The organism is Halorhabdus sp. CUG00001, from assembly GCF_009797925.1.
Lineage (GTDB): Archaea > Halobacteriota > Halobacteria > Halobacteriales > Haloarculaceae > Halorhabdus.
On the sequence record NZ_VOLB01000001.1, the window covers coordinates 975,202 to 999,820 of the forward strand.

Annotated in this window: 22 protein-coding genes; 7 read left to right on the forward strand and 15 right to left on the reverse strand. The window is 62.0% G+C overall.

Annotated elements, in window-relative coordinates; all coding sequences use genetic code 11:
* Positions 1-921, forward strand: coding sequence for a hypothetical protein (locus FR699_RS04830; RefSeq protein ID WP_158854456.1), 921 nt, complete (start codon positions 1-3; stop codon positions 919-921).
* Positions 918-1,967, forward strand: a complete 1,050-nt coding sequence (locus tag FR699_RS04835) for a glycosyltransferase family 4 protein (RefSeq protein ID WP_158854458.1) — start codon at positions 918-920, stop codon at positions 1,965-1,967. The genes FR699_RS04830 and FR699_RS04835 overlap by 4 nt, the downstream gene beginning before the upstream one ends.
* On the opposite strand, the gene rfbB is transcribed toward FR699_RS04835, so the two are convergent.
* The 6 genes from rfbB to FR699_RS04865 form a co-directional block, all read right to left on the reverse strand.
* Positions 1,959-2,885 carry a dTDP-glucose 4,6-dehydratase gene (gene rfbB / locus FR699_RS04840; RefSeq protein ID WP_158854460.1) on the reverse strand — a complete coding sequence of 309 codons (927 nt, stop codon included), beginning with the start codon at positions 2,883-2,885 and terminating at the stop codon, positions 1,959-1,961. The genes FR699_RS04835 and rfbB overlap by 9 nt on opposite strands.
* A gap of 85 nt (positions 2,886-2,970) precedes the next feature.
* Complete coding sequence (locus tag FR699_RS04845; RefSeq protein ID WP_158854462.1) at positions 2,971-3,675, reverse strand: sugar nucleotidyltransferase; 705 nt, start codon at positions 3,673-3,675, stop codon at positions 2,971-2,973.
* A 115-nt stretch (positions 3,676-3,790) separates the two neighbouring features.
* Complete coding sequence (locus FR699_RS04850) at positions 3,791-4,585, reverse strand: aldo/keto reductase (RefSeq protein WP_158854464.1); 795 nt, start codon at positions 4,583-4,585, stop codon at positions 3,791-3,793.
* A gap of 84 nt (positions 4,586-4,669) precedes the next feature.
* Positions 4,670-5,560: a hypothetical protein gene (locus FR699_RS04855; protein ID WP_158854466.1), complete on the reverse strand. Its 891-nt coding sequence runs from the start codon at positions 5,558-5,560 to the stop codon at positions 4,670-4,672.
* A gap of 584 nt (positions 5,561-6,144) precedes the next feature.
* Positions 6,145-7,110 carry a GtrA family protein gene (locus FR699_RS13305; protein ID WP_158854468.1) on the reverse strand — a complete coding sequence of 322 codons (966 nt, stop codon included), beginning with the start codon at positions 7,108-7,110 and terminating at the stop codon, positions 6,145-6,147.
* A gap of 502 nt (positions 7,111-7,612) precedes the next feature.
* Complete coding sequence (locus FR699_RS04865; RefSeq protein ID WP_158854470.1) at positions 7,613-8,926, reverse strand: sulfatase; 1,314 nt, start codon at positions 8,924-8,926, stop codon at positions 7,613-7,615.
* Between the two features lie 189 nt (positions 8,927-9,115).
* On the opposite strand from FR699_RS04865, the gene aglJ reads away from it, so the two are divergent.
* Complete coding sequence (gene aglJ / locus FR699_RS04870; protein WP_158854472.1) at positions 9,116-10,201, forward strand: S-layer glycoprotein N-glycosyltransferase AglJ; 1,086 nt, start codon at positions 9,116-9,118, stop codon at positions 10,199-10,201.
* A gap of 17 nt (positions 10,202-10,218) precedes the next feature.
* Here the strand turns inward: aglJ and FR699_RS04875 are convergent, their stop codons facing one another.
* Positions 10,219-10,542, reverse strand: a complete 324-nt coding sequence (locus FR699_RS04875; protein WP_154551507.1) for a hypothetical protein — start codon at positions 10,540-10,542, stop codon at positions 10,219-10,221.
* A gap of 124 nt (positions 10,543-10,666) precedes the next feature.
* Positions 10,667-11,707 (reverse strand): AmmeMemoRadiSam system radical SAM enzyme, encoded by a 1,041-nt coding sequence (gene amrS / locus FR699_RS04880; RefSeq protein WP_154551506.1) that lies wholly within the window; start codon positions 11,705-11,707, stop codon positions 10,667-10,669.
* 101 nt (positions 11,708-11,808) lie between these two features.
* Between amrS and FR699_RS04885 the strand changes: the two genes are divergently transcribed.
* Complete coding sequence (locus FR699_RS04885) at positions 11,809-12,846, forward strand: AIR synthase family protein (protein WP_158854475.1); 1,038 nt, start codon at positions 11,809-11,811, stop codon at positions 12,844-12,846.
* 24 nt (positions 12,847-12,870) lie between these two features.
* Here the strand turns inward: FR699_RS04885 and FR699_RS04890 are convergent, their stop codons facing one another.
* The 3 genes from FR699_RS04890 to FR699_RS04900 all read right to left on the reverse strand — a co-directional run bounded on the left by FR699_RS04890 (position 12,871) and on the right by FR699_RS04900 (position 13,865).
* Complete coding sequence (locus FR699_RS04890; protein ID WP_158854477.1) at positions 12,871-13,191, reverse strand: cupin domain-containing protein; 321 nt, start codon at positions 13,189-13,191, stop codon at positions 12,871-12,873.
* Between the two features lie 75 nt (positions 13,192-13,266).
* A complete protein-coding gene (locus tag FR699_RS04895; protein ID WP_154551503.1) occupies positions 13,267-13,659 on the reverse strand; it encodes a PIN domain-containing protein in 393 nt (130 codons plus the stop codon).
* On the reverse strand, positions 13,656-13,865 hold the full coding sequence (locus FR699_RS04900) for an antitoxin VapB family protein (RefSeq protein WP_154551502.1): 210 nt from the start codon (positions 13,863-13,865) through the stop codon (positions 13,656-13,658). The genes FR699_RS04895 and FR699_RS04900 overlap by 4 nt, the downstream gene beginning before the upstream one ends.
* 92 nt (positions 13,866-13,957) lie before the next feature.
* On the opposite strand from FR699_RS04900, the gene thiD reads away from it, so the two are divergent.
* Positions 13,958-15,292, forward strand: coding sequence for a bifunctional hydroxymethylpyrimidine kinase/phosphomethylpyrimidine kinase (thiD, locus tag FR699_RS04905; protein ID WP_158854479.1), 1,335 nt, complete (start codon positions 13,958-13,960; stop codon positions 15,290-15,292).
* Here thiD and FR699_RS04910 read toward each other — a convergent pair.
* Positions 15,289-17,391 (reverse strand): hypothetical protein, encoded by a 2,103-nt coding sequence (locus FR699_RS04910; protein ID WP_158854481.1) that lies wholly within the window; start codon positions 17,389-17,391, stop codon positions 15,289-15,291. The two genes, thiD and FR699_RS04910, sit on opposite strands and share 4 nt — an antisense overlap.
* Before the next feature lie 122 nt (positions 17,392-17,513).
* Between FR699_RS04910 and mutS the strand changes: the two genes are divergently transcribed.
* On the forward strand, positions 17,514-20,159 hold the full coding sequence (mutS, locus tag FR699_RS04915; protein WP_158854483.1) for a DNA mismatch repair protein MutS: 2,646 nt from the start codon (positions 17,514-17,516) through the stop codon (positions 20,157-20,159).
* A gap of 25 nt (positions 20,160-20,184) precedes the next feature.
* Here the strand turns inward: mutS and FR699_RS04920 are convergent, their stop codons facing one another.
* The 3 genes from FR699_RS04920 to FR699_RS04930 all read right to left on the reverse strand — a co-directional run bounded on the left by FR699_RS04920 (position 20,185) and on the right by FR699_RS04930 (position 22,362).
* Positions 20,185-20,904, reverse strand: a complete 720-nt coding sequence (locus tag FR699_RS04920; protein ID WP_158854485.1) for a class I SAM-dependent methyltransferase — start codon at positions 20,902-20,904, stop codon at positions 20,185-20,187.
* A 2-nt stretch (positions 20,905-20,906) separates the two neighbouring features.
* Positions 20,907-21,791, reverse strand: a complete 885-nt coding sequence (locus tag FR699_RS04925) for an aldo/keto reductase (RefSeq protein WP_158854487.1) — start codon at positions 21,789-21,791, stop codon at positions 20,907-20,909.
* A gap of 64 nt (positions 21,792-21,855) precedes the next feature.
* A complete protein-coding gene (locus tag FR699_RS04930) occupies positions 21,856-22,362 on the reverse strand; it encodes a hypothetical protein (RefSeq protein ID WP_158854489.1) in 507 nt (168 codons plus the stop codon).
* 90 nt (positions 22,363-22,452) lie between these two features.
* Between FR699_RS04930 and mutL the strand changes: the two genes are divergently transcribed.
* Positions 22,453-24,561, forward strand: coding sequence for a DNA mismatch repair endonuclease MutL (gene mutL, locus FR699_RS04935; protein ID WP_158854491.1), 2,109 nt, complete (start codon positions 22,453-22,455; stop codon positions 24,559-24,561).
* The last annotated feature ends 58 nt before the right edge of the window (positions 24,562-24,619 follow it).

The following is a 24,619-nucleotide window of genomic DNA, read 5'->3' on the forward strand; positions in this document are numbered from 1 at the left end:
ATGACACTCTTCGATTGGGCAAGTGACTCGGTCGCGGCCGTTCGTGAGCGCGGGCTCATCGACGGTGGCAAACAGAGTGCCACGGAGTTCTACCAAGGACTCTTTCGCCAGGTCGGCCGCCGGTGGAACTACGGGAGGTACATCTACGAGTACGACTGGGACCTGCTGATCGTCCTCGACGCCTGTCGGGCGGACCTCATGGCGGAAGTCGTTGAGGAGTACGACTTCCTTACTGACCAAGCGGCCTATTCCTCGGCCAGCAGTTCCGGTGAGTGGCACCGCAAGAACTTCACCGACGCGTATGCTGACAAGATGGCCCGAACAGGGCTCGTCTCGGCGAACCCGTACACCGACATGCACGTCGACGAAAGCGATTTCCAGTTACTCGACGAGGTCTGGCAGACAGAATTCGACGAGGAGTTGGGCACTATACCCGCAGACCGCGTGGTCGATCACACGATCGAAGCCCATCGAGAGGTGAACCCCGACCGCCTTGTCGCACACTTTATGCAGCCACACTACCCGTTTGTCCCGGACTCGGCGATCAACGTAGGCGACGGAATGGCGCTGGGGTACGATCATACGCCCTGGGACACCATCTGGGACGCGCTTAAGCACGGTGAGGTCGACCGTGACAAGGTCTGGGATGGGTACACTGACAACCTCCGGTACGTCCTCGACCACGTCGAAACGCTGCTGGAAAACGTGGACGCCGAGCGGGTCGTGATCACTGCCGATCACGGGAACTTACTGGGCGAGTGGGGGCTCTATGCCCACCCTCAGTACGTTCCAATTCGATCCCTAAAACACGTCCCATGGGTCGTCACATCGGCGACTGACAGCGGCGAGCATATAACCGTAACCAGTGACACCGGGCAAGTCGCCGTCGACGACCAGCTCGAAGCCCTCGGATACAAATGAATACACCCGACGATATCGCCGTCTACGGACCGCTGAATCGCGAGGAACTGGGACCCTCGGCGGTGACCCGCAAGCTCGTTCGCGCGCTCGACGACATCGGGTGTGGTGTGACACTGTACACCACAGGTGACGACACCCACGAGAGCGTCGAGACGGTCCACGTCGAGGGGTCGGTCGATTCCGTCCCAAACTTCATCAGAACGAAGCGGCGCGTCGCCCGCAGGGTGAGGGCGAACGATCACGCGATCTTTCACTCGATTCCCGGCCTCATTGACGGCGCCGACATCCAGACCTGTCTGGGGTTTGCCGGCGACATTCAGATGCTGCTCTGGGCCCCACAGATCCTCAACCCCCGCGAGTTCTTCGGGGCGAACGTCTACTCGGTGCTCAAGGCGATCGGCTACCACCGGACGGACAGAATCGTCGCCGCGAGCCCGATGGTCGCCGATCAGCTGCGGACCTACGCGCGGTGTTCGGCCGATGCCGTCATCCCGCTGGGCGTCAGCGAGGCGGATCGGACGCCACCCGGTTCGGTGTCGGACCCCGTTCGTGTGCTGATTCCGGCATTGATCGGCCCGATCAAAGGCCAGCACCGGGTCCTCCAGCACCTTGATCCCAACGACGATCGGTACGTCGTCGACATTGTCGGGCCAGTCACGGACGAGGCCTACGCGGCTAGGCTCTCGGAGTGGGACCACCGGATGCACGGGTACGTCCACGACATCGAGGAGTACTACGAAGCCGCCGACATCGTGTTGATCCCGTCGGAACACGATAACCACCCAACAACTGCGATCGAGACCGCGGGGGCAGGCTGTCACGTGATCATCACCGACACCTGTGGGTTCGCGACGCTGTCCGAGGTACAGTCGTGTGACGGCGTCGACGTCGTCGCGGACGGAGCCGAGATGGCGAGCGTCTTCGAGGCGACGATCAGCGATCCCGAGCGGCTCCAGGAGAAAAAGCGAGCGGCGTACGAACTCTCAGGGACGATGACCTGGGAGCAGGTCGCACGCTCTCACGTCGAACAGTATGCCTTACTCTAAGTAGTATCCGACCGTGCGCTCCAGCCCCTCCTCAAACGACCATTCAGGCCCCCAACCGAGCCGTTCGAGTTTGGCTGTCTCCAAAGCGTATCGCTGATCGTGACCGGGCCGGTCCTCGACGAACGTGATCTGGTCGTCCGACCCGCCGACGGCGTCGATGATCGCCTCCGCGACCTCGAGGTTCGTCCGCTCGATACCGGTCCCGATGTTGTAGATCTCGCCGGGCGACCCCTCCCGGAGGACCTGATCGATCGCCCGACAATTGTCCGCGACGTAGATCCACTCCCGGACATTCGAGCCGTCGCCGTACAGTGGCAGTTCAGCCCCCTCAGCAGCCCGCTGGACGAACTTCGGAATCAGCTTTTCGTCGTGCTGTCGCGGGCCGAAGTTGTTGCACGTCCGCGTGACGACGACCGGCAGCTCGTGGGTGTGCCAGTAGCTCATTGCGAGGAGGTCAGCCCCCGCTTTGCTCGCGGCGTACGGGTTTCGCGGCGTTAGTGGATCCGTCTCCGTGAACGCGCCGTCGAGAATCTGGCCGTACACCTCGTCGGTCGAAACTTGGAGAAAACCCTCCAGGCCAGCACCGAGGGCCGCGTCAAGGAGTGTCCGCGTCCCTTCGACGTTCGTCGAGACGAACGGTTCTGCCCCTTCGATCGATCGATCGACGTGCGACTCGGCGGCGAAGTTGAGAACGTAGTCGGCGTCGGTTAGCAGCGATGCCATCAGTTCGTCGTCACGGATGTCGCCTTCGACGAACTCGTGACGAGGATCGTCGAGTACGCCAGCGAGGTTCGCTTTCGATCCGGCGTAGGTCAGCGCGTCCAGCGAGACAATGGACACGTCCTCTCGGGCGTTGAGGAGGTATCGGACGTAGTTCGAGCCGATGAATCCCGCCGCGCCAGTCACGAGATACTGCATACGACGTCTTCGCAGAGGCTCCTTTTGTGTTTACCGCATCGAACAGCCACAGACCGCCAGCGTGGCCGCGATCCACCGCTATGTCTCAGGTGTCATCTGCGACGAAGCGGCTGGCCTTCAGGAGGCCGTCGTGGGTCCCGACATCGAACCACTCGCCATCGAGTTTACTGTACGTCAGCCGGCCGTCGTCGAGATAGCTCTTGTTGAGGTCCGTGATCTCAAGTTCACCTCGGTCGGATTTGGTGAGATCGGGGATGCGATCAAACACCTCGTCGGTATACAGGTACAGCCCGATGACGGCGTCGTTGGTCTCTGGTTCCGAGGGCTTCTCCTTGATGTCGACGACCACATCGCCATCGATTTCGGCGACGCCGTAGCGCGATGGATCCGACACCTCTTTGAGAAATATCATACAGTCGCTATCGCCCGCTTCGAACCGCTCAATACTATCGCTCAGATCGTCGATGACGATGTTATCTCCGAGCACCACCGCGAAGCGGTCGTCGACGAAGTCCTCAGCAAGATGGACGGCGTGAGCGATACCCTCGGGGGACTCTTGGACTTTGTAGCTGAAATCGGCGTCAAACTCGTCTTCAAGGAGTTGAATGTATCCACCGATATGCTCGGGAGTACTGATGACGAGAATCTCGGAAATGCCGTTCTCGATGAGTGTGCGAACCGGGTAGAAGATCATCGGCTCGTCGTACACCGGGAGAACGTGCTTGTTCATCACTTTCGTCATCGGTCGCAGTCGAGTTCCTTTGCCGCCGGCGAGCACTACGCCTTTCATATCTAACCCGTTTCGTCACCGAGTGATGAACGCTTCGGCTGAGAGATCGGACGGGACAACTTGCTGGAGCCAAGCGACCGTTAAATCCAGGATGTCTCCGTCCTTCATGCCGGCCTCACTCGTCCCAAGGGGCGAACTCGTAGTCGACGATCCGATATCGGGTGTTGATGTTGTCGATGCGGTCAAACGCTTTCGCATCTATCGACAGTGCCGTCGCGGCGAAGTTTTCCTCGATGTGCTCGCCCGTGGCTTTCGGAATTGGACAGACTTTCTTTCGATCGAGTAGCCACGCTAGCACAACCTGTGCGACGCTCACGCCCTGGTCATCGGCGAGGGCCTGCAGCGTCTCGGACTCGAAGACGCGCCCGCCGGCCAGCGGTGAGTGGGCAACGACATGAGACCCCACCTCGCGAGACGCCTCGATCAGTTCGTTCTGAGGGAGAAAGGGGTGAATCTCGAACTGGTGGGCGACGATCGGCACTGGCGAACAATCTACAGCCTCCCGAAGCAAATTCGGTGTGAAGTTACAGACGCCGACATGTCGGATGTCACCCGCCTCCTGCAACCTACCCAGCGTCTCGAAGGTTCGTTCAGGATCATACGCGTCGGTCGGCCAATGGACCGAAACCAGATCAATAACCTCGACGTTGAGGGCCTGTGACAGTGCATCTACCCGGTCTACGATGGAGTCGGGATCGAGATCGGCGGAGTGTAGTTTCGTGGCGACGAACAAATTCTCTCGCGGGACAGACTGCTCAGCGATGGCAGCCCCAACTGCGTCCGTATACTGGTAGTGATCAGCGGTGTCGAGGTGTCGATACCCGACCCCGAGTGCTCGTTTGACCGACTCAACCGCTACCGCTCGGGACTGAAAGTGCGCCGTTCCGAAGCCGAAAGGGAGTTGCATCATGGGCGATCGGTTCGTCCTCCGTTCGACCGCCAGCACACGGTGAGAATGGTGTTAGCCTGAAGGCGTACTGGCGAGGATGATCGATCAGCCAAACAGGGCATTGTATGCTCGCTCGAGGAAGTGTTCCTCGTTCAGTGGGAGTACCTTCCGTTTGATATAGCGTGCAACGCTACCAGTCCGGGAGTAGTTAGCGTCCGAAACAACCTTCTGCATGCCGATCGACGCCATGAAATCAGTCGGACAGCCGGGTTTGTTCAGATTCTGGAAGTTGTGGTAGTGGATGACCACCGCGTCATTGCGACACTGAAGCCGGAGGTGAAGCGGGTAGTTAAATCGGTTGTCCAACACCTCGACGTCGTAGGCCTGAGAGAGCAGGCCGAGTGCGACTTGATCGGCGTGCCACTCGTACGGAATGTCGGGGTAGAGTTCCTCGACGAGATCCATCCAGCGACTGCCGAAGCTCTCGATGCCCGACAGCACGAAGCCAGCATTCCAGTACGGCGGGATTCTGTTTTTATCGAACGTACTCGTGTATATCCACTCGGGGACGGGGAGATCGGCATCGGTAGCAATATCATGCCAGGTCTCACTCGACTGTGAAGCCCGTCCCCAGTACTGGAGGCCGACGTCGACTGGTTTGAGGTAAAGATCGCTGCCGGAGCGGTGCACGCTGATCTCATCGAGGACGAGCGTATCCGTGTCGAGCAAGAGGAGATACGGTTCGTCAGCGACCGCTTCGGCGGCGATTAGCGCGTCGATCTTTCGGGAGATACCGTACGAGGGGATCCGGGGTTCACTTCGAACGATCGTCGCCAGTTCCGACAGTTCGGATTTGTGTGTTGGGTATTCCCCGTCTGGGATATAGGCGTATATCTGTGCATCAGGATTCGTTCGCGTGATCGAACGAGCGAGATAGCGCCCTTGCTCGTCGAATTTTCCTTCTCCGGCTGCAAATACAAACGCTAAGTCGTCCATTACCTCGTTCTATATCACACGGGCCCTTAGTCATAGTGTCTGACCACTCCCAGTCCCGGCCTCGACAATACTGCTACAGCATCTGGTGATCCGATAAATCGCATTTCCCACTCACGCCAGTGATGGGGGGGCGGGGGGCTGCATCTGCAATTTGAGCAGTAAGCTATCGTGTATTCCACACATCGATCTTCCCGTCCCCGCTGCTTCTATTCCTCGAAACCACACTCAGGAGAGGATATGCGTGAGCAATTTCGAGAGCTCATTTTCCCACATCGGGGAACAGAATCGCTCTCTCCCCGACTATATCCATGAACTGTCGTTCCGGCAATGACATTCGTATGTGACACCGGTTCGTAATGAGTTGGCCCCAATACATGGTCCTCAGTTCCGTTGCATCATATCAGCACCTCACAAAGCGTCTTCGGCGAACTGTTTCTGACAAGTGAGTTCACTCCCGAGACCACAGCTGGGGCACAAGATGACGCTCACTCTTAGCCAGCGATGCCACGAAGCTGTCGGAGTCGGCGGCGAAGGGCTGGCGACGACGGCGTTGCCACTGCGTGAAGACCTGTCTCGGTCGGTGATTACCGTTCGAATCGGTCAGGTGGATGATTTGCTGGAATTGACCGCCGAACTAAGAGTGCCTTCCACATTTCGCGGGTGACCATGCGGATGAACTTTTGAAACGTTCGTGTGTTTCTACTCTCGGGAACCTTGAAATTAAACCGTGCGTTCAGTACGTAGCTGAAGATCATTCCGACGCCGAATCCGAATACGACGTTGGCCCATTGGAACGGCGAGACGAAGCTAGAGGCCCAGATAGTTGCGATCTCGAGGAACAGCGAACCGATCCCAATCAGAATATATTTGAGCAGGTATCTAAATCTATACAAGTAGTAGTCCACCTTTTGACGAACGTCAACTGATGAAAAGACGATGTACTTGCTTCCCGAGTAATTCATCACTGTTGTGAAACCGATGACGACCACGTTCGCTGTGAGGACCGGGACACCGAGGTAAACAAGGCCCCTAAGGAGAGCCAGACCCGCAACCAATGAAATCGTATATACCGTGATGTATTGCCCGCCTTGGCTAATGTACTGATCAGATCCCGCCTCGAAAGTGTAGATTTTATTAAAATAAAAACCAAATATCACTCCACTAATATATCCGATAGCAGACGATAGCAAGTAAAAAACTCCAATGTATTTGAACAAAACGAAGAACACCGAGTAATTCAGGATCGTAGAGGCTCCTCCGACAATACAAAATTTGAAGAAGCTTTCAAAGTTCTTCTCAAAGATATCCCTTATGGAGTCGTAAAACTCAGTATCGCCGTTCATCGTGTAGTAGTTAGTTATACGTGAGTTAATAAGCTCTGTGGGCGAAGATCCATGCAGACCGGTTGTGTCGGCGATATTGGTGGCCCCTACATGGGATGTGAAACGATCTCTACGAAGATCGTTTCGCGCCTCTGCGTTCTGGTTGCTCGTCTGTAGCTTCCCTGGACTCTGGCTCGGCGATTTTCTCGTCGCATCGGTGTCTATCATAGTCCCTGGCGGGAATCTCCCGAGAGTGGCCGTGGTCGTCCTCGGCGTGAACATGTCTCTTGTCGTGTGGCGACACCGCCCTAATTCAGTACGAGAGGGCCTCGAGTTTGTGGGTGTCCGGACCGGTTTTTGACATCCACACCGCTCCATATGGCCAGAACTCCAACACGGGACGGCGGGCCAGTTCAGTAGTTAACGCCGTTGTACTGATGAGGCCGCGTCAACTGCTCGAACGGGCGAGATACAGCTCTTGCTCGTCGAACGGACCGTCACCTGCTGCAAACACGAACGCCAGATCGTCCATCAGTTCCCGATACAGCGGACCCTGCTTAGTGTTGGTGTTCGGCCGGACCGGACACCCAATCGAACGCGGATGCCGGGATCATGGCCCACAGCCACGGCACTGATTTCGTCACTTTCGGTCCCCCGACAATTTCCCCCATCGATCATCGCATCGATGTCGTCCCCAATGACGCGAGACTGCCGCCGGACCGTGCGCAAGTCAGGTTTTGTACCCAAGGTTCTGCAGTTGCTCTTCGAGATTGTCATCGATATCGACGCTGTCGGAATCGGTCGACGTCTCTCGGACGTCTTCCAAAAACGAGTCAGTCGCCGCCCGATGCTCGGTGGCTCCCTCGCCGCCCAGGTTGACCGCTTCCTCGGGATCCGCTGCCAGATCGTACAGTTCGTGTGATTCGGCACCGGCGTCGTAGATGTACTTCTCGTCTATCGTCCGACTCATCAGGCGGACCGAATCGAGATCGCGGCCAACGTCGGGGGCCCACCCCCCAACGACGCGGTCGCGCTTGCCGTCGAGTGCGTTCGTCCCGCGATAGCCGTCCGGCGCGTCGACGCCGACGGCCTCGAGCAGCGTCGGCGGGACGTCGTTGAGTCCCACGAGGGCCTCCGAGCGGCCCGACCGATCGATCCCCCCGAGGACGAGCGGGACGTGGACGTGTTCGTCGTAAAACCGGTTCTTGTGCCCGAAGTTGCCGTGTTCGTAGAACTCCTCCCCGTGATCGGCCGTCACCGCCCAGACAGCGTCGCCGATGGCGTCGAGCAGGCGGCCGACTTCGCTATCCGTGTATCGGACTTCGGCGTCGTACAGATCGATCAGGTCGTCCCATTCGTCCTCCGAAAGCGCGTCGGGATCGTCGAGGACGCGCTGTCTGAGTTTCACGCCACGTTGCTGGGAGAGCGTGTCGCCGAACACTTGGTACTCGTCGGGCGGCACGTAGGGGTGGTGTGGGTCCATGTAGTGGATCCACAGAAACCATGGCTCCTCGGCCTGCTCGACCCACGCGATCGCGCGGTCGGTGAGACTCGTCGCGTCCTCGTAGTACGAGCCCACGTCGACCCCAGCGTGGACTTCCGTTTTCGTGTGGAGCCACGAGAGGAAATCGTACAGTCGCCCGTCGACGTTGTCGACGACCCACCGGCGTAGCGAGGCGGCCAGCGACGGGTCCGTCTCCGAGTCGTTGAACGTGTCGAACCCTCGGTCGTAGCTAAACTCCGCCGATAGATACGGGTTCGAGTGAAACCCCGCGGTCGCGTAGCCCGCCTCCGAGAGCGGGACCGACAGCGGAACCTGCTCGTCGGAGAGGTGGTCAAAGCCACCGTACAAGAGTCCATGGGTGGAAGTGAGAATCGACGGAAACGATGGTCGTGTCGCACAGGCGTGTGCGATCGCGTTCTCGAAGACGAGCGCGTCGTCGGCCAGCGCGTCGAGTTCCGGCGTTGTCTCCCGATCGTATCCGTACGTCCCGACGTGGTCCGCACGGAGCGAGTCGACAGTGACGAGCGCGATATTATCCATATCCCACTATGGAATATCGAGGGTAATTTAGCCATCGCAATTCCTCTCTAATAGTCGGGGTATTCCTTCCCCCCGAATGAAATCATTCAGACCCACCCCCTGCTGTGCATCGATGCACGACGAAGAAAAGCGCGCATGTCCGTCTAAATTCCCGCACACTTTTCCACCCTGCCTGCACACACACAGCCAATGGCCGACTACGACGACGTCTGCGTTCTCATCCCGACCTACAACGAGGCGGGCGCAATCGGAAAGGTAGTCTCATCGTTTCGTGCGGAGGGGTTCGACAATATTCTGGTGATTGACGGAGGATCGACCGACGAAACCCAGGACATCGCAAAGCGCGAGGGTGCTCGCGTCGTCCAGCAGTCCGGTCGGGGAGCGGGGAACATGAAGGGTCAGGCCGTTAGAGAGGGCCTCAACATGACTGACGCCCCGATCGTCTTGCTCCTCGACGGCGACTGGACCTACCGGGCCGAAGACGCTGACGCGATGCTCGAGCCCATCTTCGAGGGGCGGGCAGACCACGTCATCGGAAATCGATTCGCCGACATGGAATCCGGGGCCATGTCTCGACTCAACAAAATCGGGAACCGGATAATCAATACAGCGTTTCGCCACATTCACGGGCGTGATTACGCCGATATTCTCAGCGGGTATCGAGCACTAACGCGAGAGGCAATCGAACGCGTCACCCTCACAGAGGAGGGTTTTGGCATCGAGACGGAATTGGCTGTCGAGTGTGTCAAACACAACGTCCAGACCGAAGTCGTCCCGATCGTCTACCGGTCTCGCCCTGGCGGGGCGGAGACGAATCTACGGCCCGTTCGGGACGGCGCAACCATCTTCCTGACCCTTTACCGGATGGCCAAGACGAACAACCCGCTGTTTTACTTCGGCAGTGTCGGCATCACCAGTCTGCTGGCCGGCCTGGCACTCGGTGGCTACGTCGCTATCGAGTGGTTCACGCAGGGGGTATCCCACGAAGTGATGGCCTTCTTGAGCGGGATCGCGCTCATCTTTGGCGTCCAGCTGTTGATGTTCGGGACGCTCTCGGATATGATCGTCAAACTCCATCGCGAGCAGATGCAGCGACTGGATCGGGCGCTCCCAGAAGAAGGTAAACGATCCGGAGCAGGCCACGAGAGGCCAGCCAGTGCGCGAAGAAGTCAGACCCACACACAGCAGACCCAGGGGACGACCACGCAGACGGAGACCGCTGACTCGACGGCCGCGGAGGATTCACTGGACACCCAAAACGAAACCGACACGTAACCAACGCGTTCGGTGGGTCAAAACGGCAATAGCGATCGGAGACTACCCAAGACTCCACTAGGATCGCGTTCTCGGTGGCGTTCGAAGACAGGGTGTGCCGCGTCCAGCAACTCTCGTTCGGTCTCGAATTCCTCGCGGTCGAGTTCCTCTAACACCTCCGTCAGAGTCACGGTGCTCCCGGAGGCGTTGTACGGGACTTGCAGGTCGCCGTACGTGTTTCGAAGTTCGTGACTGGTGGCCGGAAACGAGACATCTTCGAGGCGCGCATCGAGTGCCGGAATCCCGAACTCGATGACGTCCGGTTCCGATAGGTCGTCGTCGGCAGGTGGACGGACTCCCATCAGGTGATATGAGGAAACGCCGCCCTGTAAAAACCTGGGTGCGAGGACCGCTTGGCGAGAGTCCAAGGCAGCGCGATCGGCCCAGTATCGTCAGACGGCGACCGTTCGTTCAAGTCCCGGCATCTCAGACAACGACATCGATCGGTCGCCCACACGCACACGCCCCGTCGAGATCGACTTCGAGACTCGTCCGGAAACCATGTCGCCGGATCCAGACTGCCCCACAGTCCGGACACCGGGTCGCGTTGTCCTCGTGGCCGGGGACGTTGCCGACGTAGACGAATTCCAAACCGATGTCGCGGGCAATCGACGCCGCCCGTTCGAGCGTTTCGACGGGCGTCGCCGGCCGGTCACGCATCTCGTGGTCCGGATGGAACCGAGTGAAGTGGACCGGCACCGACGGATCGAGTTCGTCTCGGGCCCACTCGGCGAATGCCCGGATTTCCGCGGCGTCGTCGTTGAGATCAGGGATCGTCAGGTAGGTGAGTTCGACGTGAATGCCCGCCTGGTGGGCCAGTCGTGCCCCATCGAGCGTCGGCTGGAGTTGCGCCCCCATGTGCTCGACGTGCGAGCGATCCCGGAACCCCTTGACGTCGACGTTCGCCGCATCGAGATACGGACCGACTTCCGTGAGGAATTCCTCAGTGAAGTAGCCGTTCGTGACGATCGCCGTGTAGCGTCCCGCTTCCTTGGCCAGACGTGCCCCATCCCGGACGTATTCGGCATAAATCGTCGGCTCGTTGTACGTCCAGGCGACGCCGGCACAGTCCTGTGTGGCCGCACTCTCGATGGCGTCGTCGGGCGAGACGTCTCGCAGTTCGACGTCCGCGGGGCCAGCGAAGGCGATGTGGTTGTTCTGGCAGAATTCACAGGCGAAGTTACAGGAGACGCCACCGAAACTCAGGACGCGCGTCGTCGGGTGGAAATGGTAGAGCGGTTTCTTCTCGATCGGGTCGGCGGTGCCCGGCGGGCCGGTCGGCCGGTCGAAGACCTGCCCGTAAGTCAGCAGGCGCAACTCGCCGTCGACGTTCCGCCGGACGTCACAGATCCCAGCCTGACCGGGCGAGAGTGTACATCGGTGGGCACAGGCAGTACACTGTAACCCGTCGTCGGTTTCGACGACCAGATCAGCGGGGACGCCCGCCTCGCCGTCGAACGTGGACATACGTGATCTTGGACCCAGACGCCCAAAAGCCTGCTCCGGTGGCCCGATCGGTCGTCCTGTGACGCGCAAGCTAAATACCACCGACGAGTACCACCCTGTGTATGAGCGAACCCGAACTGGGCAAGGCCGATCGCGAGTTCTTCGACGAGTACATCTACCCCCGTCTCGGGGCCGACCGGGACGATGTCCGCCTCAAGCCCCAGCACGGCGTCGACTTCGGTGTCGCCGACGTCGGTGGGCAAGCACTGGCGATGGCGACCGATCCCGTCTTTATCGTGCCCGCGGCAGGCTTCGAACGCGCGGCGTGGTTTGCCTTCCACGTCCTCATCTCGGATGTAGCAGTCTCGGGACTCGACCCCGCCTACCTCAGCGTGGACTTCAATCTCCCGCCGGAGATCACCGACGAACAGTTCGAGACCGTCTGGGAGACCTTCGACCAAGAGGCCGAGGAACTGGGCGTCTCGATCGTCACGGGCCATACAGGTCGCTATGCCGGCGTCAACTACCCCATGGTTGGGGGCGGCACGTCGCTTGCCACTGGCGACTTCGAGGATCTGGTGACACCTGATGGTGCGCGCCCCGGCGATCGCGTGATCGTCACGAAAGGGCCAGCCATCGAGGCGACGGGCCTGCTTTCGGTCCACTTCGACTCGCTGATGGAAGGCGACGTTCCGGCCGAGGAGATCCAGGCCGCCACGGACCGCTTCTACGACATGAGTCCGATCGAGGAGGCGATGATCGCCTCCTCGGCTGGACCGGTCACGGCGATGCACGACGCCACGGAGGGCGGCGTCTACGGCGGCCTCTTCGAGATGGCCCGTTCGGCGGGCGTCGGCTTCGAGATCGAGACAGACCCCATCCCGATCCAGCCCGGCGTCGAAGCAGCCTGTGACTTTTTCGACATCGATCCCTGGATCTCGATCAGCGAGGGGACGCTCCTGGCGACGGTCGATCCCGACGGCGTCGACGACGTTCTCTCGGCGCTGGAATCAGAGGGGATTCCTGCCGCCGATGCTGGGCGCGTCGTCGAGGGGGCAGGCCTGACTGTCGACGGGGAGAACATCGACCACCCCGGCAAGGACCCCTACTGGGCGGCCTTCGAGGAGTACATGAAGAAGTTGCAGGCCCAAGAGGAGTAACGTCGTCCGTCTCGACGGGACCCGCTAGGGCGCGCCGACGAGCACGAACGTACTCTCGATCTCGCCGTTCTGAATCTCCCGGGTCGCGTCGGGGGCGATCCGCACCGCGTCGCCCGCTTCCATCGAAACGTCCTCGCCGTCGACAGTTACTGTGGCCTCACCCTCGACAAGCAGGTACACTTCTTCGTGGTCTTGGTCTGTGTGGTCGTGGGCCTTCCCCGACCAGCCTGGCTCACAGTCCAGTACGGTCACGCCGACGGTTTCACAGTCCAATGGATCGCGCAGGAAGTGCATCGATCCGGCGACCGGGTCGACGTCTTCGTAGTTGACTTTGGTGTATGCCATCCCATTGCAGGATTCACCGGCGAGCGTCAAATATGCTGTCCCGTTGCTAGTTCACGTCGGAGAATCCAGCGTGACTCAGACGAAATCTACGTCGAGGACGTCGGTGAGTCCCGCGACGTCGAAGTCGGCGTCAGCGACGGCCAGCCGTTCGCCGAGCCGATCTGCCATGCCAGCAATAAACGCGTCCCGCGGAGCGAGGGCATCGCCACGCTCGTGCAGCGTTGCCTGAACTTCGGCGGCGCTCCTGGCGGCTCCAGTTGGCGCTTCGACGACGTCCACCCACGAAAGTGCACGGTCAACGGCCTCGAAATCAGCCGGTCCAGCCGTGAATACCTCTCCCTGATAGACTTCGAAAACGACCAGCTGGGGTGCGACGGCTCGCCGATCGTGGTGGTCCTCGACGTACGCCACTGTCTCAGATTTGCCATCGAGATAGTCGATCAGCACGCTGCTATCGTACAGCGTCATCGCCCGACGTCCTCTTTCATTGCTCGGCGCTTCTGGCGAGCCACCGTCGCGGCGTCACTGCCTTCCCAGATCCCAGCGCCGGATTGAATCGCTTCCCGCCGGTCCTCGATCAGCCGCGATAGCAACTCGTCGAAGGACTCGTCGTCTCCCTTCAATTCCGCGAGGGCCGCGTGTGTGTCTTCCGCGACCCGGATGCTCTTGCTCATGTTGAAATGTATACGCCGCCGTATACAAAGTCGTTCCGCCAATCCAGGCCCAGAGCATCATGGATTTGTATAACCCGTGAATAGACTCATCCATGACCCGCAACGAAGCCCCACACGACCCGCCGACCGTGCTGACGATCGCCGGCAGCGACTCCGGTGGCGGCGCGGGGATTCAGGCCGATCTGAAGACCATCGAGGCAATAGGGGCCTTTGGCACCAGCGCGATCACGAGCGTCACAGCCCAGAACACGACGGGCGTCCAGGGGAGCCACCTCCTGCCAATCGAGCAGATCAGGGCACAGATCGAGGCCGTCCGCGACGATTTCGACGTCCAGGCTGCCAAAACCGGGATGCTCGCGACGAGTGACGTCATCGAGACCGTCACGGAGTACGCCACGGACCTCCCCGCACTCGTGGTCGACCCCGTGATGGTCGCTGCATCGGGGGATCGATTGCTCGAATCCGACGCCGAAGCCGCCTACGAGCAACTGATCGCCCAGGCGACCGTGGTGACGCCCAACGCCGACGAAGCAGCTGTACTGACAGGAATCGCGCCCGACGACGAACCGTCGGCCGTCAAAGCTGGCGAGCGCATCGTCGAGATGGGAGCTGACGCGGCACTCCTGAAAGGCGGCCACATCCCCAGCGAGGACGTAATCGACGTCCTCGTCACGGCGGATGCGACAGGTGAACCTGCCGTGCGGACGTTCCGCCACGAGCGGATCGACACTGAGGCGACCCACGGCTCGGGCTGTACGCTCTCAAGTGCGATCGCGGCCCATCTCGCCCAGGGGGCCGATCTCCAGACGAGCGTCGGCCGGGCGATCGACTTGCTGGCGCGGGCGGTCCGGTATAACCTCTCAGTCGGCGAGGGACCCGGGGCCGTCCACCACCTCGTCGAAACTCGCGAGCGCGCCGCCCGGACCGAGACAGCCGAGGCCGTCCAGGCCCTACTCGAAGCGTTCAGTGATCGAGAGATCGCACCGCTCGTTCCCGAAGTCGGATCGAACGTCGTTGGTGGGACCCCGTTCGCCGAACGGCCTGGCGAGGTCGCGGCCGTCGACGGGCGTCTCAGGCGAGCGATGGACGGGATCACGACGACAGGAGGCGTGCGATTCGGCGCGTCGAGTCACGTCGCCCGGTACCTCCTGGATGCCCGTGAGGCCGACCCAAGCGTCCGGTTTGCGGTCAACTGGCGCTACGACGAGACGATCCCAACAGCACTCGAACAGTTCGACGGTGACGTCGTGACTCTCGAATCGACGCCGACGCTGGAAGCAGGTGCTGGTCGCGCGTTCGACGGCAGCACCGATCCTGCAGCGCTCATCAACCACGGTGGTAAGGGTCGCGTTCCTGTGACCGTGCTGTTCGGGCGGACGCCGGCGGAACTCGAAGCCAGGACGGCGACCCTGCTCGATGCCGTCTAACGTCGTTTGAGTCCCCCGATCGCCAGCAGGATTGCGACCAGCGCGAGCATGGCAGAGAAGCCGGGGCCAGCGGTAGTCGTCGGTGCGGACTCGTCTCCGGGCGGTGTCGTCCCCGTCTCGAATAGGGAAGTCGTCGTTGTCGTGACGGCGCTCGTCCGGTCTGTCGTTGGTGTGTCAGTTCGAGTGGGTGTCGGCGTTGGGGTAGCCGGCTCGCGTACCGTCACCGCCACCGATTTCTCGCCCACGGCGAGTTCGTAGACGCCCGGCTGGGGCAGATTGATTGTCGTCTCGATCGACTGGCTTTCACCGGGAGTGAGACGGACGCGTTCCTCGGCGTGAACGCTCCCGTTTCGCGTCATCGTTATCGTCCCCGCCGCCGGGATCGAGTCGTTGCCGCGAACGGTCGCGACTACCGAGACGTCACCCGCTCCCTCGACAATCGTCCGGTTGACCGCGATCGCCTCGACGGTCGGCGTTGCCGGCTCGCTGACTGTCACCGTCGTCGAGACGTCGCCGACGCGGAGGCGATACGATCCCGGCGCGTCGAATGTATACGGGACCGTAACGATCGCCGACTCGCCGGGGGCCAGTTCGCCGTTCACGCGAGCGATGGCCGCGCCGTCGATCGTTACCGGTGTGTCGTACGTGCCAGCGGTGCCGCCGACGTTCGTGACGTTCACCGGGATGTGGATGGACTCGCCGACGACGAGAGTCGGCAGTGTCTCGACGGACACGTTCCGGAACCGACTCTCGACGCGGTAGGACTCGCTATCCGGTGGGAGCTGAGAGGTGAACTGAGCCGGGGCAGCGCCAAACGCTGCATCGTGTTCGGCCTGCTCCCACATCGAGGGCCGGTCAGTCGTCGTCACGTATCGGTCGGCCAACTGGGCGACAGATTGTGACGACGCTCCGGCAACGATGTCCACGAACTGCTGGTGATCGAACTGGGCGTCGCGGGCGTTCAGTGTCTGAAAGACGGCATCGAAGCGACTCGTCCGGTTCGTTTCGAGTCTGATTTGCCGGTCGAGTTCGCCCGCGACGAGACCGCCCTTGTCGTACTCGCCCCGATACGACCAGGTTGGGGGGTCAGCGAGAACGTCGTCCTCGTATCGGTTCGCAGTGCCGCGGTCGACTGTCCGGTGAAACTCCTGGAAGTCGACGAGATCGCCCTCCAGCGCCAGCTTCGCGGCATAATAGGTGGCACTGCCCTCGTAGAGCCACTGGGTCGAGGTCGTCGTATTCAGTCGCTGGCGGGAGTGAACGTACTCGTGGAGCCAGGTATTGTCCGCTTCTGCGAGGGGCTGGTCGGCTGCCACCCACATGTCGCTGTCCCCTGTCTGGAGGCCCCTGACGCCCCAATCGACCTCACTCGGTGCGGCGATGGTGAAGACCTGCTCGTCACGATCGCCAACCCGCAATCTGTCCGACGCCGTGGCGAAAGTATCCAGTACTCGCTCGGGGGCTGGGGTCATCGACGCCTCCTTGGGCACGATCACCTCGAAGGTTTGGCCGTGAGCCGTCCGGTTGTACGTGCGAGCGGGGCCGAGATACGCCATCCGCTCGCCGGCAACGCCGTCGCCAGGGACGGTGAGGCGACGGTCGACGCTGACGTCTTCCCCGCGCCATTGATAGCCGATGCCGGGACCCGGTGGCGAGACGATCGCCCACGGGCCGGTATCGGCGTAGAGATACGTGCCAGAGCCGGGTTCGGGTCCCTCGCCAGTCGTGGTCCGGTTTGCCGGCAGATCGTAGGTGATCGTCGGTTCGGCACCGTCTCCGGTCCACTCGTAGCGGTCGCTCGCGACCTGTTCGAATCCGTCAGTACCTGTCACCGACACGCCATCAGGGAGCCGCAATTCCACCCCTTCGACTCGATCGGGGATCGTCACGGCGACAGTCACGCCGATCTCGCCCGGCCGATCCGGTGTCAGCCGAAGGCGTTGCGTGATCGTGATGGGAGACGCATCTGTCCTTGCCAAGGCAGTCGCCGTGGATTCGGCTTCCTGCTGCGAGCCCGAAACTGTGCCCGCAGCGACCGGCGCTACCGTCCCGAGAAGGACGATACCCAGCACCCCGACGGCGATCCAGACCCGAGTCATTGTCGGATCGAAGAGCCACGGATATATGAGTCCGCTGGCCATCCGGGTGGACACCACAGGGACTCCGTACCTGTCGGATCAGTCCCGTAGCCTTTTACCGCGCCTCGGTCGCAGGTACTGGTATGACTGACGCCGAGGGGATCGTCGGGGAATTTCTGTCCCTCAAAGCCGAGACTGACGCCGACCTGCTGGCGATGCAGGTCGGGGACTTCTACGAGTTTTTCGCTGAGGACGCCGAGACGGTCGCCGACGAATTAGATCTGCAAATCTCGAAGAAATCTAGTCACGGCTCCTCGTATCCGATGGCCGGCGTTCCCGTCGACGAACTGACGCCGTATCTCAAGGGACTTGTCGAACGGGGCTATCGCGTCGCCGTCGCCGAACAACACGAGACGGCAAACGGCCACGCCCGCGATATCGAACGCGTCGTCACGCCCGGGACATTGCTCTCGGCGACCGATGCTCAGGCACGCTATCTGGCGGCCGTTGTTGTGGGCGACGACGAATGGGGACTGGCCTTTGCCGACGTGACGACCGGCCAGTTCTTCGTGACGAGTTCGCCCGACCGGGACGCCGTGTTCAGCGAACTCTACCGGTTCAACCTGACGGAAGTCCTCCCGGGACCGACGGTCCGGACCGACGACGAGACGCTGGATCGGCTCCGCGAGCGAACCGACGCCACCCTGTCGCTGCACGCGACTGAGGCGTTCGCCCCCGGACGAGCGCGCCACCGGTTGCGCAACCAGTTCGGCGATGAGACACTGGACAGTGTGGGACTGGACACAGATCCAGTAATCGCGGCTGCCGGGGCCGTCCTCGCGTACGTCGAGGAGACCGGCCAGGGTGTGCTGGCTTCGATGACACGCTTGCAGCGATACGGCGGCGGGGAACACGTCGAACTCGATGCGACCACCCAGCGGAATTTGGAACTCACCGAGACGATGCAAGGCGAGCAGTCAGGGTCGCTGCTCGATACGATCGATCACACGGTCACGAGCGCCGGAACCCGGACGCTGCGAGCCTGGTTGCAGCGCCCGCGTCGATCGAAAACGAAGCTCCATCGCCGACAGGACAGCGTGGCCGCACTGGCCGGGGCGGCGATGGCACGAGAGCGCTTGCGCGAGGAACTCGGCGACGCCTACGACCTCCAGCGACTGGCCAGCAAGGCCGCCTCCGGCAGTGCCGATGCCCGGGACCTCCGGGCGGCAGCCGAGACGCTCGCGCTCTCCGGGACCGTCCGAGAAATCGTCGCCGAGACGCCCGATCTGTCGGACTCGCCACTTGCCGATCGGTTGGCTGAAGTAGATCAGTCGGCCGTACGCGAACTCCAGGAAAAGTTGGACGCGGCCATCGTCGAGGACCCACCGGGGACGATCACCGAGGGCGGAATCATCCGACGGGGATACGACGACGAACTAGACGAAATCATCGAGAACCACGAGGCCGCCCTGGAGTGGATCGAGACGCTTCCCGACCGCGAGAGTCGCGAACACGGTATCACCCACCTCTCGGTCGACCGCAACAAGACCGACGGCTACTACATCCAGGTCGGCAACAGCGAGACCGAGAAGGCTCCCGATCACTACGAGAACGTCAAGTCACTGAAAAACGCCACGCGCTACACCACCGACGAACTCGAAGAACGCGAACGCGAGATTCTCCGGCTGGAGGAACAGCGCCACGAGTTGGAGCGAGAGCTGTTCGAGCAATTGCGCGATCGCGTGGCAACGCGGGCACAGCTGCTTCAGGATGTCGGTGCCGCGCTGGCCGAGGTCGACGTACTCACCGCCCTGGCAACCCACGCCGTCCGCAACGACTGGACGTGTCCGGAACTGGTCGATTCTCGCACCCTGGACATCGAAGCGGGCCGTCACCCGGTGGTCGAACAGGCGACGGAGTTCGTCCCCAACGACCTCCGGATGGACGGGGATCGCCAGTTCCTGATCGTCACCGGGCCGAACATGAGCGGGAAGTCAACCTACATGCGCCAGGCGGCACTGATCGTCCTGCTGGCCCAAATCGGCTCGTTCGTCCCGGCCCGCTCGGCGACCATCGGCCTCGTCGACGGGATCTACACCCGCGTCGGCGCACTGGACGAACTCGCCCAGGGTCGCTCGACGTTCATGGTCGAGATGCAGGAACTCTCGAACATCCTCCACTCGGCGACCGACGAGTCACTGGTCATCTTAGACGAAGTTGGCCGAGGCACGGCAACCTTCGATGGCATCTCGATCGCGTGGGCCGCCACCGAGTACCTCCACAACGAAGTGCGGGCGAAGACGCTCTTTGCCACCCATTACCACGAACTCACGAGCCTGGCCGAACACCTGCCTCGCGTCCAAAATGTCCACGTCGCAGCCGACGAGAGCGACGGCGACGTAACCTTCCTCCGGACGGTCCGGGACGGTGCGACCGATCGCTCCTACGGCATCCACGTCGCCGATCTGGCCGGCGTGCCCGATCCGGTTGTCGATCGCTCCCGGGACGTGCTCGACCGCCTGCGCGAGGAGAAAGCGATCGAGGCCAAAGGCGGCTCTGGTGGCACGACCCAGGCTGTCTTCGATCTCTCGGCCGGCGAGTTCACCGCCGGAAACGCGGCGGGTGCCGACAGTGGCGACCCGAAAGCCCGCGATCAGATCGCCGACCGGTTCGGTGATGACGCCGAGGCGGTCCTCGATGAATTAACCGCCCTGGACGTCAACGAGACGCCGCCCGTCGAACTCTTATCACAGATCCAGGCCTGGCAGGACGAACTGGACAGGCGCTGACGGGCCGCGGCGATCGCTGCTCGTCTCACCCGTCGAGTCGGAACGCCAGGCTATACATCTCGCCGACCGATTCCGAGCCGATCGCTTCGATCAGTCGATCAGCTTCGGCCGCGAGTGCGTCACCGAGATCGCCGTCGAGGGACGTTGCAGCCGCTCTGGCGACGTCAGCGTGGGCCTCGACGTGCGTCTCCGTCCACGGGACCGGATCGAGGAGGGCCTTCCGGCGCTGGAACGTCCAGCTACGCGATTCGAAGACGCTCCGGAGCAGCGATTCGGGATAGAACGTCAGCGGCGGGCGACCGTCGGCGAGTTGCCCTGCTGCGTTTTCGAGGGCGAAGATGTCGGCCATTGCCGCCCTATCCGGAAGCGGCGCGTAGTCGTCGACCACCAACTGCGCCCCCGGCGCGGCGACCCGCGTGAGTTCGTCCGCGATAGCCGGCAATTCGGCCGTCGTGACGACGTTGCACAGCGCGTGGGCCGTGACGACCTCGACGGTCTCGTCCGCCAGTGGAATGTCCCGGAGATCGGCTTCGATCGTGCGGACGGACTCGGATTGGGTCGCCGCGACACGCTCACGAACCGTCGCGGCGTGCTCGCGATCGTCCGTCACCGCTAAGACCTCACGAGCCCCCGCAGCCAGAAGGCCGAGCGTCGCGTTCCCCGCGCCGGCACCGGCCTCCAGACAGCGCTTGCCAGCCACGGCTCGATCCGCAAGCGCCGTCGCGACCGTCTCCGGAACGTCCATCGTCAGTGGTGCAGTTGTTCGGGGACCGGACTCTCGGCGTGGCGAGCTTGCTCGACGATCGCACGTTGGGCCGCCTCGTCGAGTGCCTCGTAGCGATCGCCGGCCGAAAGCACCATCTTGACGAGTTTGGGATCGCCAGGGGTAACAACCGTATCGACGCCACGCGAGAGGGTGTAGTTCAAGCGGTCCTGGATGACGTCGGGTTCGTCGACCGGTTCGTACCAGTTCGCGTACGGTCGCTCGTGTTCGGGCAATTGCGCTGTGTCGGGCCAGGACCCCTTCGCGAAGGCCTTGATCGCGAGCGTGCCGATGTTCGCCTCGTCGGCTTGCTGCAAGACGGCATCGTAATCGTACTCCTCGCCGTCCTTGGCGTCGACGACGGGATTCAGCGGGAACATCAGCGTCTCCAGATCGTCGATCTCCTCGATCGCGTTTCGAATTAACCCTGGGTTGCCGTGGCTCGTCAATCCGATATGGTCGATCAAGCCCTGTTCCTGGGCTTCCCGGAAGGCAGCCAGCGCGCCGTCGTCGGCAGTGATCGTCTCCAGTTCTTCCTCGTATTCTAAGCCGTGGACCTGATAGAGGTCGATCTTTTCCACCCCGAGACGGTCTATGGATCGTTCGAGTTTCTGCCAGGCTCCCTCGTAGGAGCGTTCTTGAGTCTTACAGCCCAGGAAGATATCCTCCCGATACTGGCGAAGTTTCGGCCCGAGTTTGAGTTCGGCGTCGCCGTAGGTCGGGGCGACGTCGAAGTGGGTGACGCCGTGCTCACGGACGAGTTCGATCAGCTGGTTTGCGCCCTCCTGTTCGAGCCAGTTCAGTGCGATCGTCCCGAACGTGACGACGCTACTTTCCTGGCCAGTTGCACCGAGTGGACGGGTTTGCATACACGACGGTACTCGCGTCCGGACCATAAGTCACCGTGACGGGGGCCTAGAGGGAACCGACCGTTCACTCCAGGACAGTCGAGGGGCGCTTGAGGTAGTAGTCCTGCTCGGTGACACGCTGGTAGATGCGATAGAGCGTTTCGACCGCGGTGGGATCGGGATCGAACTGGATGTGTGGGGCCATGTGATACCCTTTCGCGCTGATCAGGAAGAAATACAGCGTCTGGTGGTGTTTCGGTGTCGCGTCGACGACGCCCATGTCGTCGCCACCCAGATCCTCGGAGAAATCGTTGAGCATGGTCGCGACGTCATCGTTGAGTTGTTCGTCCGGGCGATAGGATGGCGTGCCGAAGGTCTGCTGGAGGAATTCGGTGGTGTTCGCGAGGAACGGATTCGAGTCCATCCCGGTCGGGTCGACATCGGCGAAAGTTTCATACAGAGCCAACAGTGCGTGGAGTTCGTCGTCGGTCACGGCGACTGGCATCACCGGGTCGCCCTGCGGGATCGCGTAGTCGGGAAACGAGTACGCACTCGGGTCGGGAAGCTCCTCGAAAACGTCTGTCAGGTCCATAGGTATTCCTACAGCGGCAGATGCCGTAACTGTTTGGCGAGACCGCACACTCAAGGTCGCGGCCTGCAAACGGGTGGTCAACACGCCCACATGAGCGAACGCGAAGAGATCAGGGAGCTCGACGACACCACCGTCGAGCGCATCGCCGCCGGCGAGGTCGTCGAGCGTCCCGCCTCGGCGGTCAAGGAACTGCTCGAAAACGCCCTCGACGCCGACGCCTCTCGAATCCACGTCGCGGTCGAATCCGGCGGGAAAGACGCCATCAGCGTCAGCGACGACGGCGTCGGCATGACCGAATCCCAGGTTCGGACCGCGGTCCGGGAACACACCACGAGCAAGATCCGGGACATCGCGGATCTCGAGGGCGGCGTCGGGACGCTGGGGTTCCGCGGCGAGGCGCTGCACGCGATCGGGGCCGTCTCCCGGGTGACGATCACGACGCGCCCGCAGGGAGGCGACCACGGCACGCGCTTGCGAGTCGAAGGCGGCGAAGTGACGACCGTCGAACCCGCAGGCTGCCCGGAAGGGACGACGGTGACTGTCGAGGATCTCTTTTACAACGTGCCAGCCCGCCGGAAGTATCTGAGTCAAGACGCCACGGAGTTCGATCACGTCAACTCGATCGTCACCAACTACGCGCTGGCGAACCCGGCCGTCGCCGTCGAACTCGAACACGACGGCCGGGAGACCTTCGCCACGAGCGGGCAGGGCTCGATCCAGGAGACGATTATGGCTGTCTACGGCCGTGAGGTCGCAGAATCGATGATCGAGGTCCGGGCGGCGGATCTGCCCGCGGGACCGCTGACTGACGTCTCCGGACTGGTCAGCGACCCGGAGACGACCCGTGCCGGCCGGGAGTACCTCTCGACGTTCGTCAACGGCCGGTTCGTCCGGTCGAACGCCGCCCGTGATGCCGTCATCGAGGCGTACGACACGCAACTGTCGCCCGACCGGTACCCGTTTGCGGTGCTGAATCTCTCCTTGCCGGCCGACGTGATCGACGTCAACGTCCACCCTCGGAAGATGGAAGTCCGCTTTGCCGAGGAGGCCGGCTTGCGCGAACAGGTCCGGACCGCCGTCGAGAACGCGCTCCTCCGGGAAGGGTTGGTCCGATCGAGTGCACCCCGCGGTCGGTCGGCCCCCGACCAGACGACGATCGAGCAGGGCAAAGGGCAGCCAGCAGCGGATGGCGAGACAGATCACGGGACTCAAGAGGTCGACGCCTCGCGTGGCGTCGGCGAGACCAAGCCAGACAGCGGACGGCAGACAGCACCCTCAGATCCAGCCTCAGAGACGGGGCCATCCTCCGAGCAAACCCCCGACAGCGGCGACGCGACCGACGGGCGAGACGACCGCGGCGTTCGGACAGACACCGCGACAGCGCCAGAGAGGACCGATCCGCCGTCGACGCCGGATCGCGAGCGATCCAGCCCGGCTTCGGACAGCCAGCACGCCGAGCCAGCAACAGCCGGCAGCCGACCAGCCGACAGCGACGAGGGAGAGCCAGCACCGACTCGCATCCGAGAACGCGGGGCACAGACCACACTCGGAGACGGCGAGAACGCACTCGACAACGAATTCGACTCGCTGCCGTCGATGCGGGTGCTCGGACAGTTCAGAGACACGTACGTCGTCGCCGAGACGGACACCGGACTGGTCTTGATCGACCAGCATGCCGCCGACGAGCGGATCAACTACGAGCGACTGACGGACGCTTTCGCCGCCGACACGACGACGCAGGCGCTGGCCGAGCCGGTCGAGCTATCGCTGACCGCCAGGGAAGCCGAACTGTTCGAACGATTCCAGCCGGCACTCGAAGGAATCGGCTTCACTGCAGACCGTACTGACGAAGAGACCGTGGCCGTCAGCACTGTCCCGACCATCCTGGCCGGGACAGCCGACCCCGAACTCCTCAGAGAGGTCCTGGCGTCGTTCGTTACCGACGAAGCGGACCCCGACGGCACTGTCGAGGCAGCGGCCGACGAATTGCTCGCAGACCTGGCCTGTTACCCGTCGATCACAGGCAACACGTCGTTGACGGACGGGTCGATCGTCGACTTGCTGGAGCGACTCGACGAGTGTGAGAACCCCTATGCCTGTCCGCACGGCCGGCCAGTCGTCATCGAGATCGACGCTGCGGAACTCGCCGAGCGCTTCGAGCGTGACTATCCCGGGCACACGACGCGCCGATTCGAGTGACTGGTATGAGTATCGAAGGGGCCCGGAGTGGCTTCAAATCCTGCAGCTGATCGTGTCC

Excerpts from the sequence above, each read along its gene's own strand:
- FR699_RS04910 (WP_158854481.1), bottom strand. The coding sequence starts at position 17,391 with ATGACTCGGGTCTGGATCGCCGTCGGGGTGCTGGGTATCGTCCTTCTC.
- thiD (WP_158854479.1), top strand. The coding sequence starts at position 13,958 with ATGACCCGCAACGAAGCCCCACACGACCCGCCGACCGTGCTGACGATC.
- mutS (WP_158854483.1), top strand. The coding sequence starts at position 17,514 with ATGACTGACGCCGAGGGGATCGTCGGGGAATTTCTGTCCCTCAAAGCC.
- aglJ (WP_158854472.1), top strand. The coding sequence starts at position 9,116 with ATGGCCGACTACGACGACGTCTGCGTTCTCATCCCGACCTACAACGAG.
- FR699_RS04875 (WP_154551507.1), bottom strand. The coding sequence starts at position 10,542 with ATGGGAGTCCGTCCACCTGCCGACGACGACCTATCGGAACCGGACGTC.
- FR699_RS04835 (WP_158854458.1), top strand. The coding sequence starts at position 918 with ATGAATACACCCGACGATATCGCCGTCTACGGACCGCTGAATCGCGAG.
- FR699_RS04865 (WP_158854470.1), bottom strand. The coding sequence starts at position 8,926 with ATGGATAATATCGCGCTCGTCACTGTCGACTCGCTCCGTGCGGACCAC.
- amrS (WP_154551506.1), bottom strand. The coding sequence starts at position 11,707 with ATGTCCACGTTCGACGGCGAGGCGGGCGTCCCCGCTGATCTGGTCGTC.
- rfbB (WP_158854460.1), bottom strand. The coding sequence starts at position 2,885 with ATGCAGTATCTCGTGACTGGCGCGGCGGGATTCATCGGCTCGAACTAC.
- FR699_RS04850 (WP_158854464.1), bottom strand. The coding sequence starts at position 4,585 with ATGATGCAACTCCCTTTCGGCTTCGGAACGGCGCACTTTCAGTCCCGA.
- FR699_RS04900 (WP_154551502.1), bottom strand. The coding sequence starts at position 13,865 with ATGAGCAAGAGCATCCGGGTCGCGGAAGACACACACGCGGCCCTCGCG.
- FR699_RS04885 (WP_158854475.1), top strand. The coding sequence starts at position 11,809 with ATGAGCGAACCCGAACTGGGCAAGGCCGATCGCGAGTTCTTCGACGAG.
- FR699_RS04895 (WP_154551503.1), bottom strand. The coding sequence starts at position 13,659 with ATGACGCTGTACGATAGCAGCGTGCTGATCGACTATCTCGATGGCAAA.
- FR699_RS04920 (WP_158854485.1), bottom strand. The coding sequence starts at position 20,904 with ATGGACGTTCCGGAGACGGTCGCGACGGCGCTTGCGGATCGAGCCGTG.
- FR699_RS13305 (WP_158854468.1), bottom strand. The coding sequence starts at position 7,110 with ATGATAGACACCGATGCGACGAGAAAATCGCCGAGCCAGAGTCCAGGG.
- FR699_RS04855 (WP_158854466.1), bottom strand. The coding sequence starts at position 5,560 with ATGGACGACTTAGCGTTTGTATTTGCAGCCGGAGAAGGAAAATTCGAC.
- FR699_RS04845 (WP_158854462.1), bottom strand. The coding sequence starts at position 3,675 with ATGAAAGGCGTAGTGCTCGCCGGCGGCAAAGGAACTCGACTGCGACCG.
- FR699_RS04890 (WP_158854477.1), bottom strand. The coding sequence starts at position 13,191 with ATGGCATACACCAAAGTCAACTACGAAGACGTCGACCCGGTCGCCGGA.
- mutL (WP_158854491.1), top strand. The coding sequence starts at position 22,453 with ATGAGCGAACGCGAAGAGATCAGGGAGCTCGACGACACCACCGTCGAG.
- FR699_RS04925 (WP_158854487.1), bottom strand. The coding sequence starts at position 21,791 with ATGCAAACCCGTCCACTCGGTGCAACTGGCCAGGAAAGTAGCGTCGTC.
- FR699_RS04930 (WP_158854489.1), bottom strand. The coding sequence starts at position 22,362 with ATGGACCTGACAGACGTTTTCGAGGAGCTTCCCGACCCGAGTGCGTAC.
- FR699_RS04830 (WP_158854456.1), top strand. The coding sequence starts at position 1 with ATGACACTCTTCGATTGGGCAAGTGACTCGGTCGCGGCCGTTCGTGAG.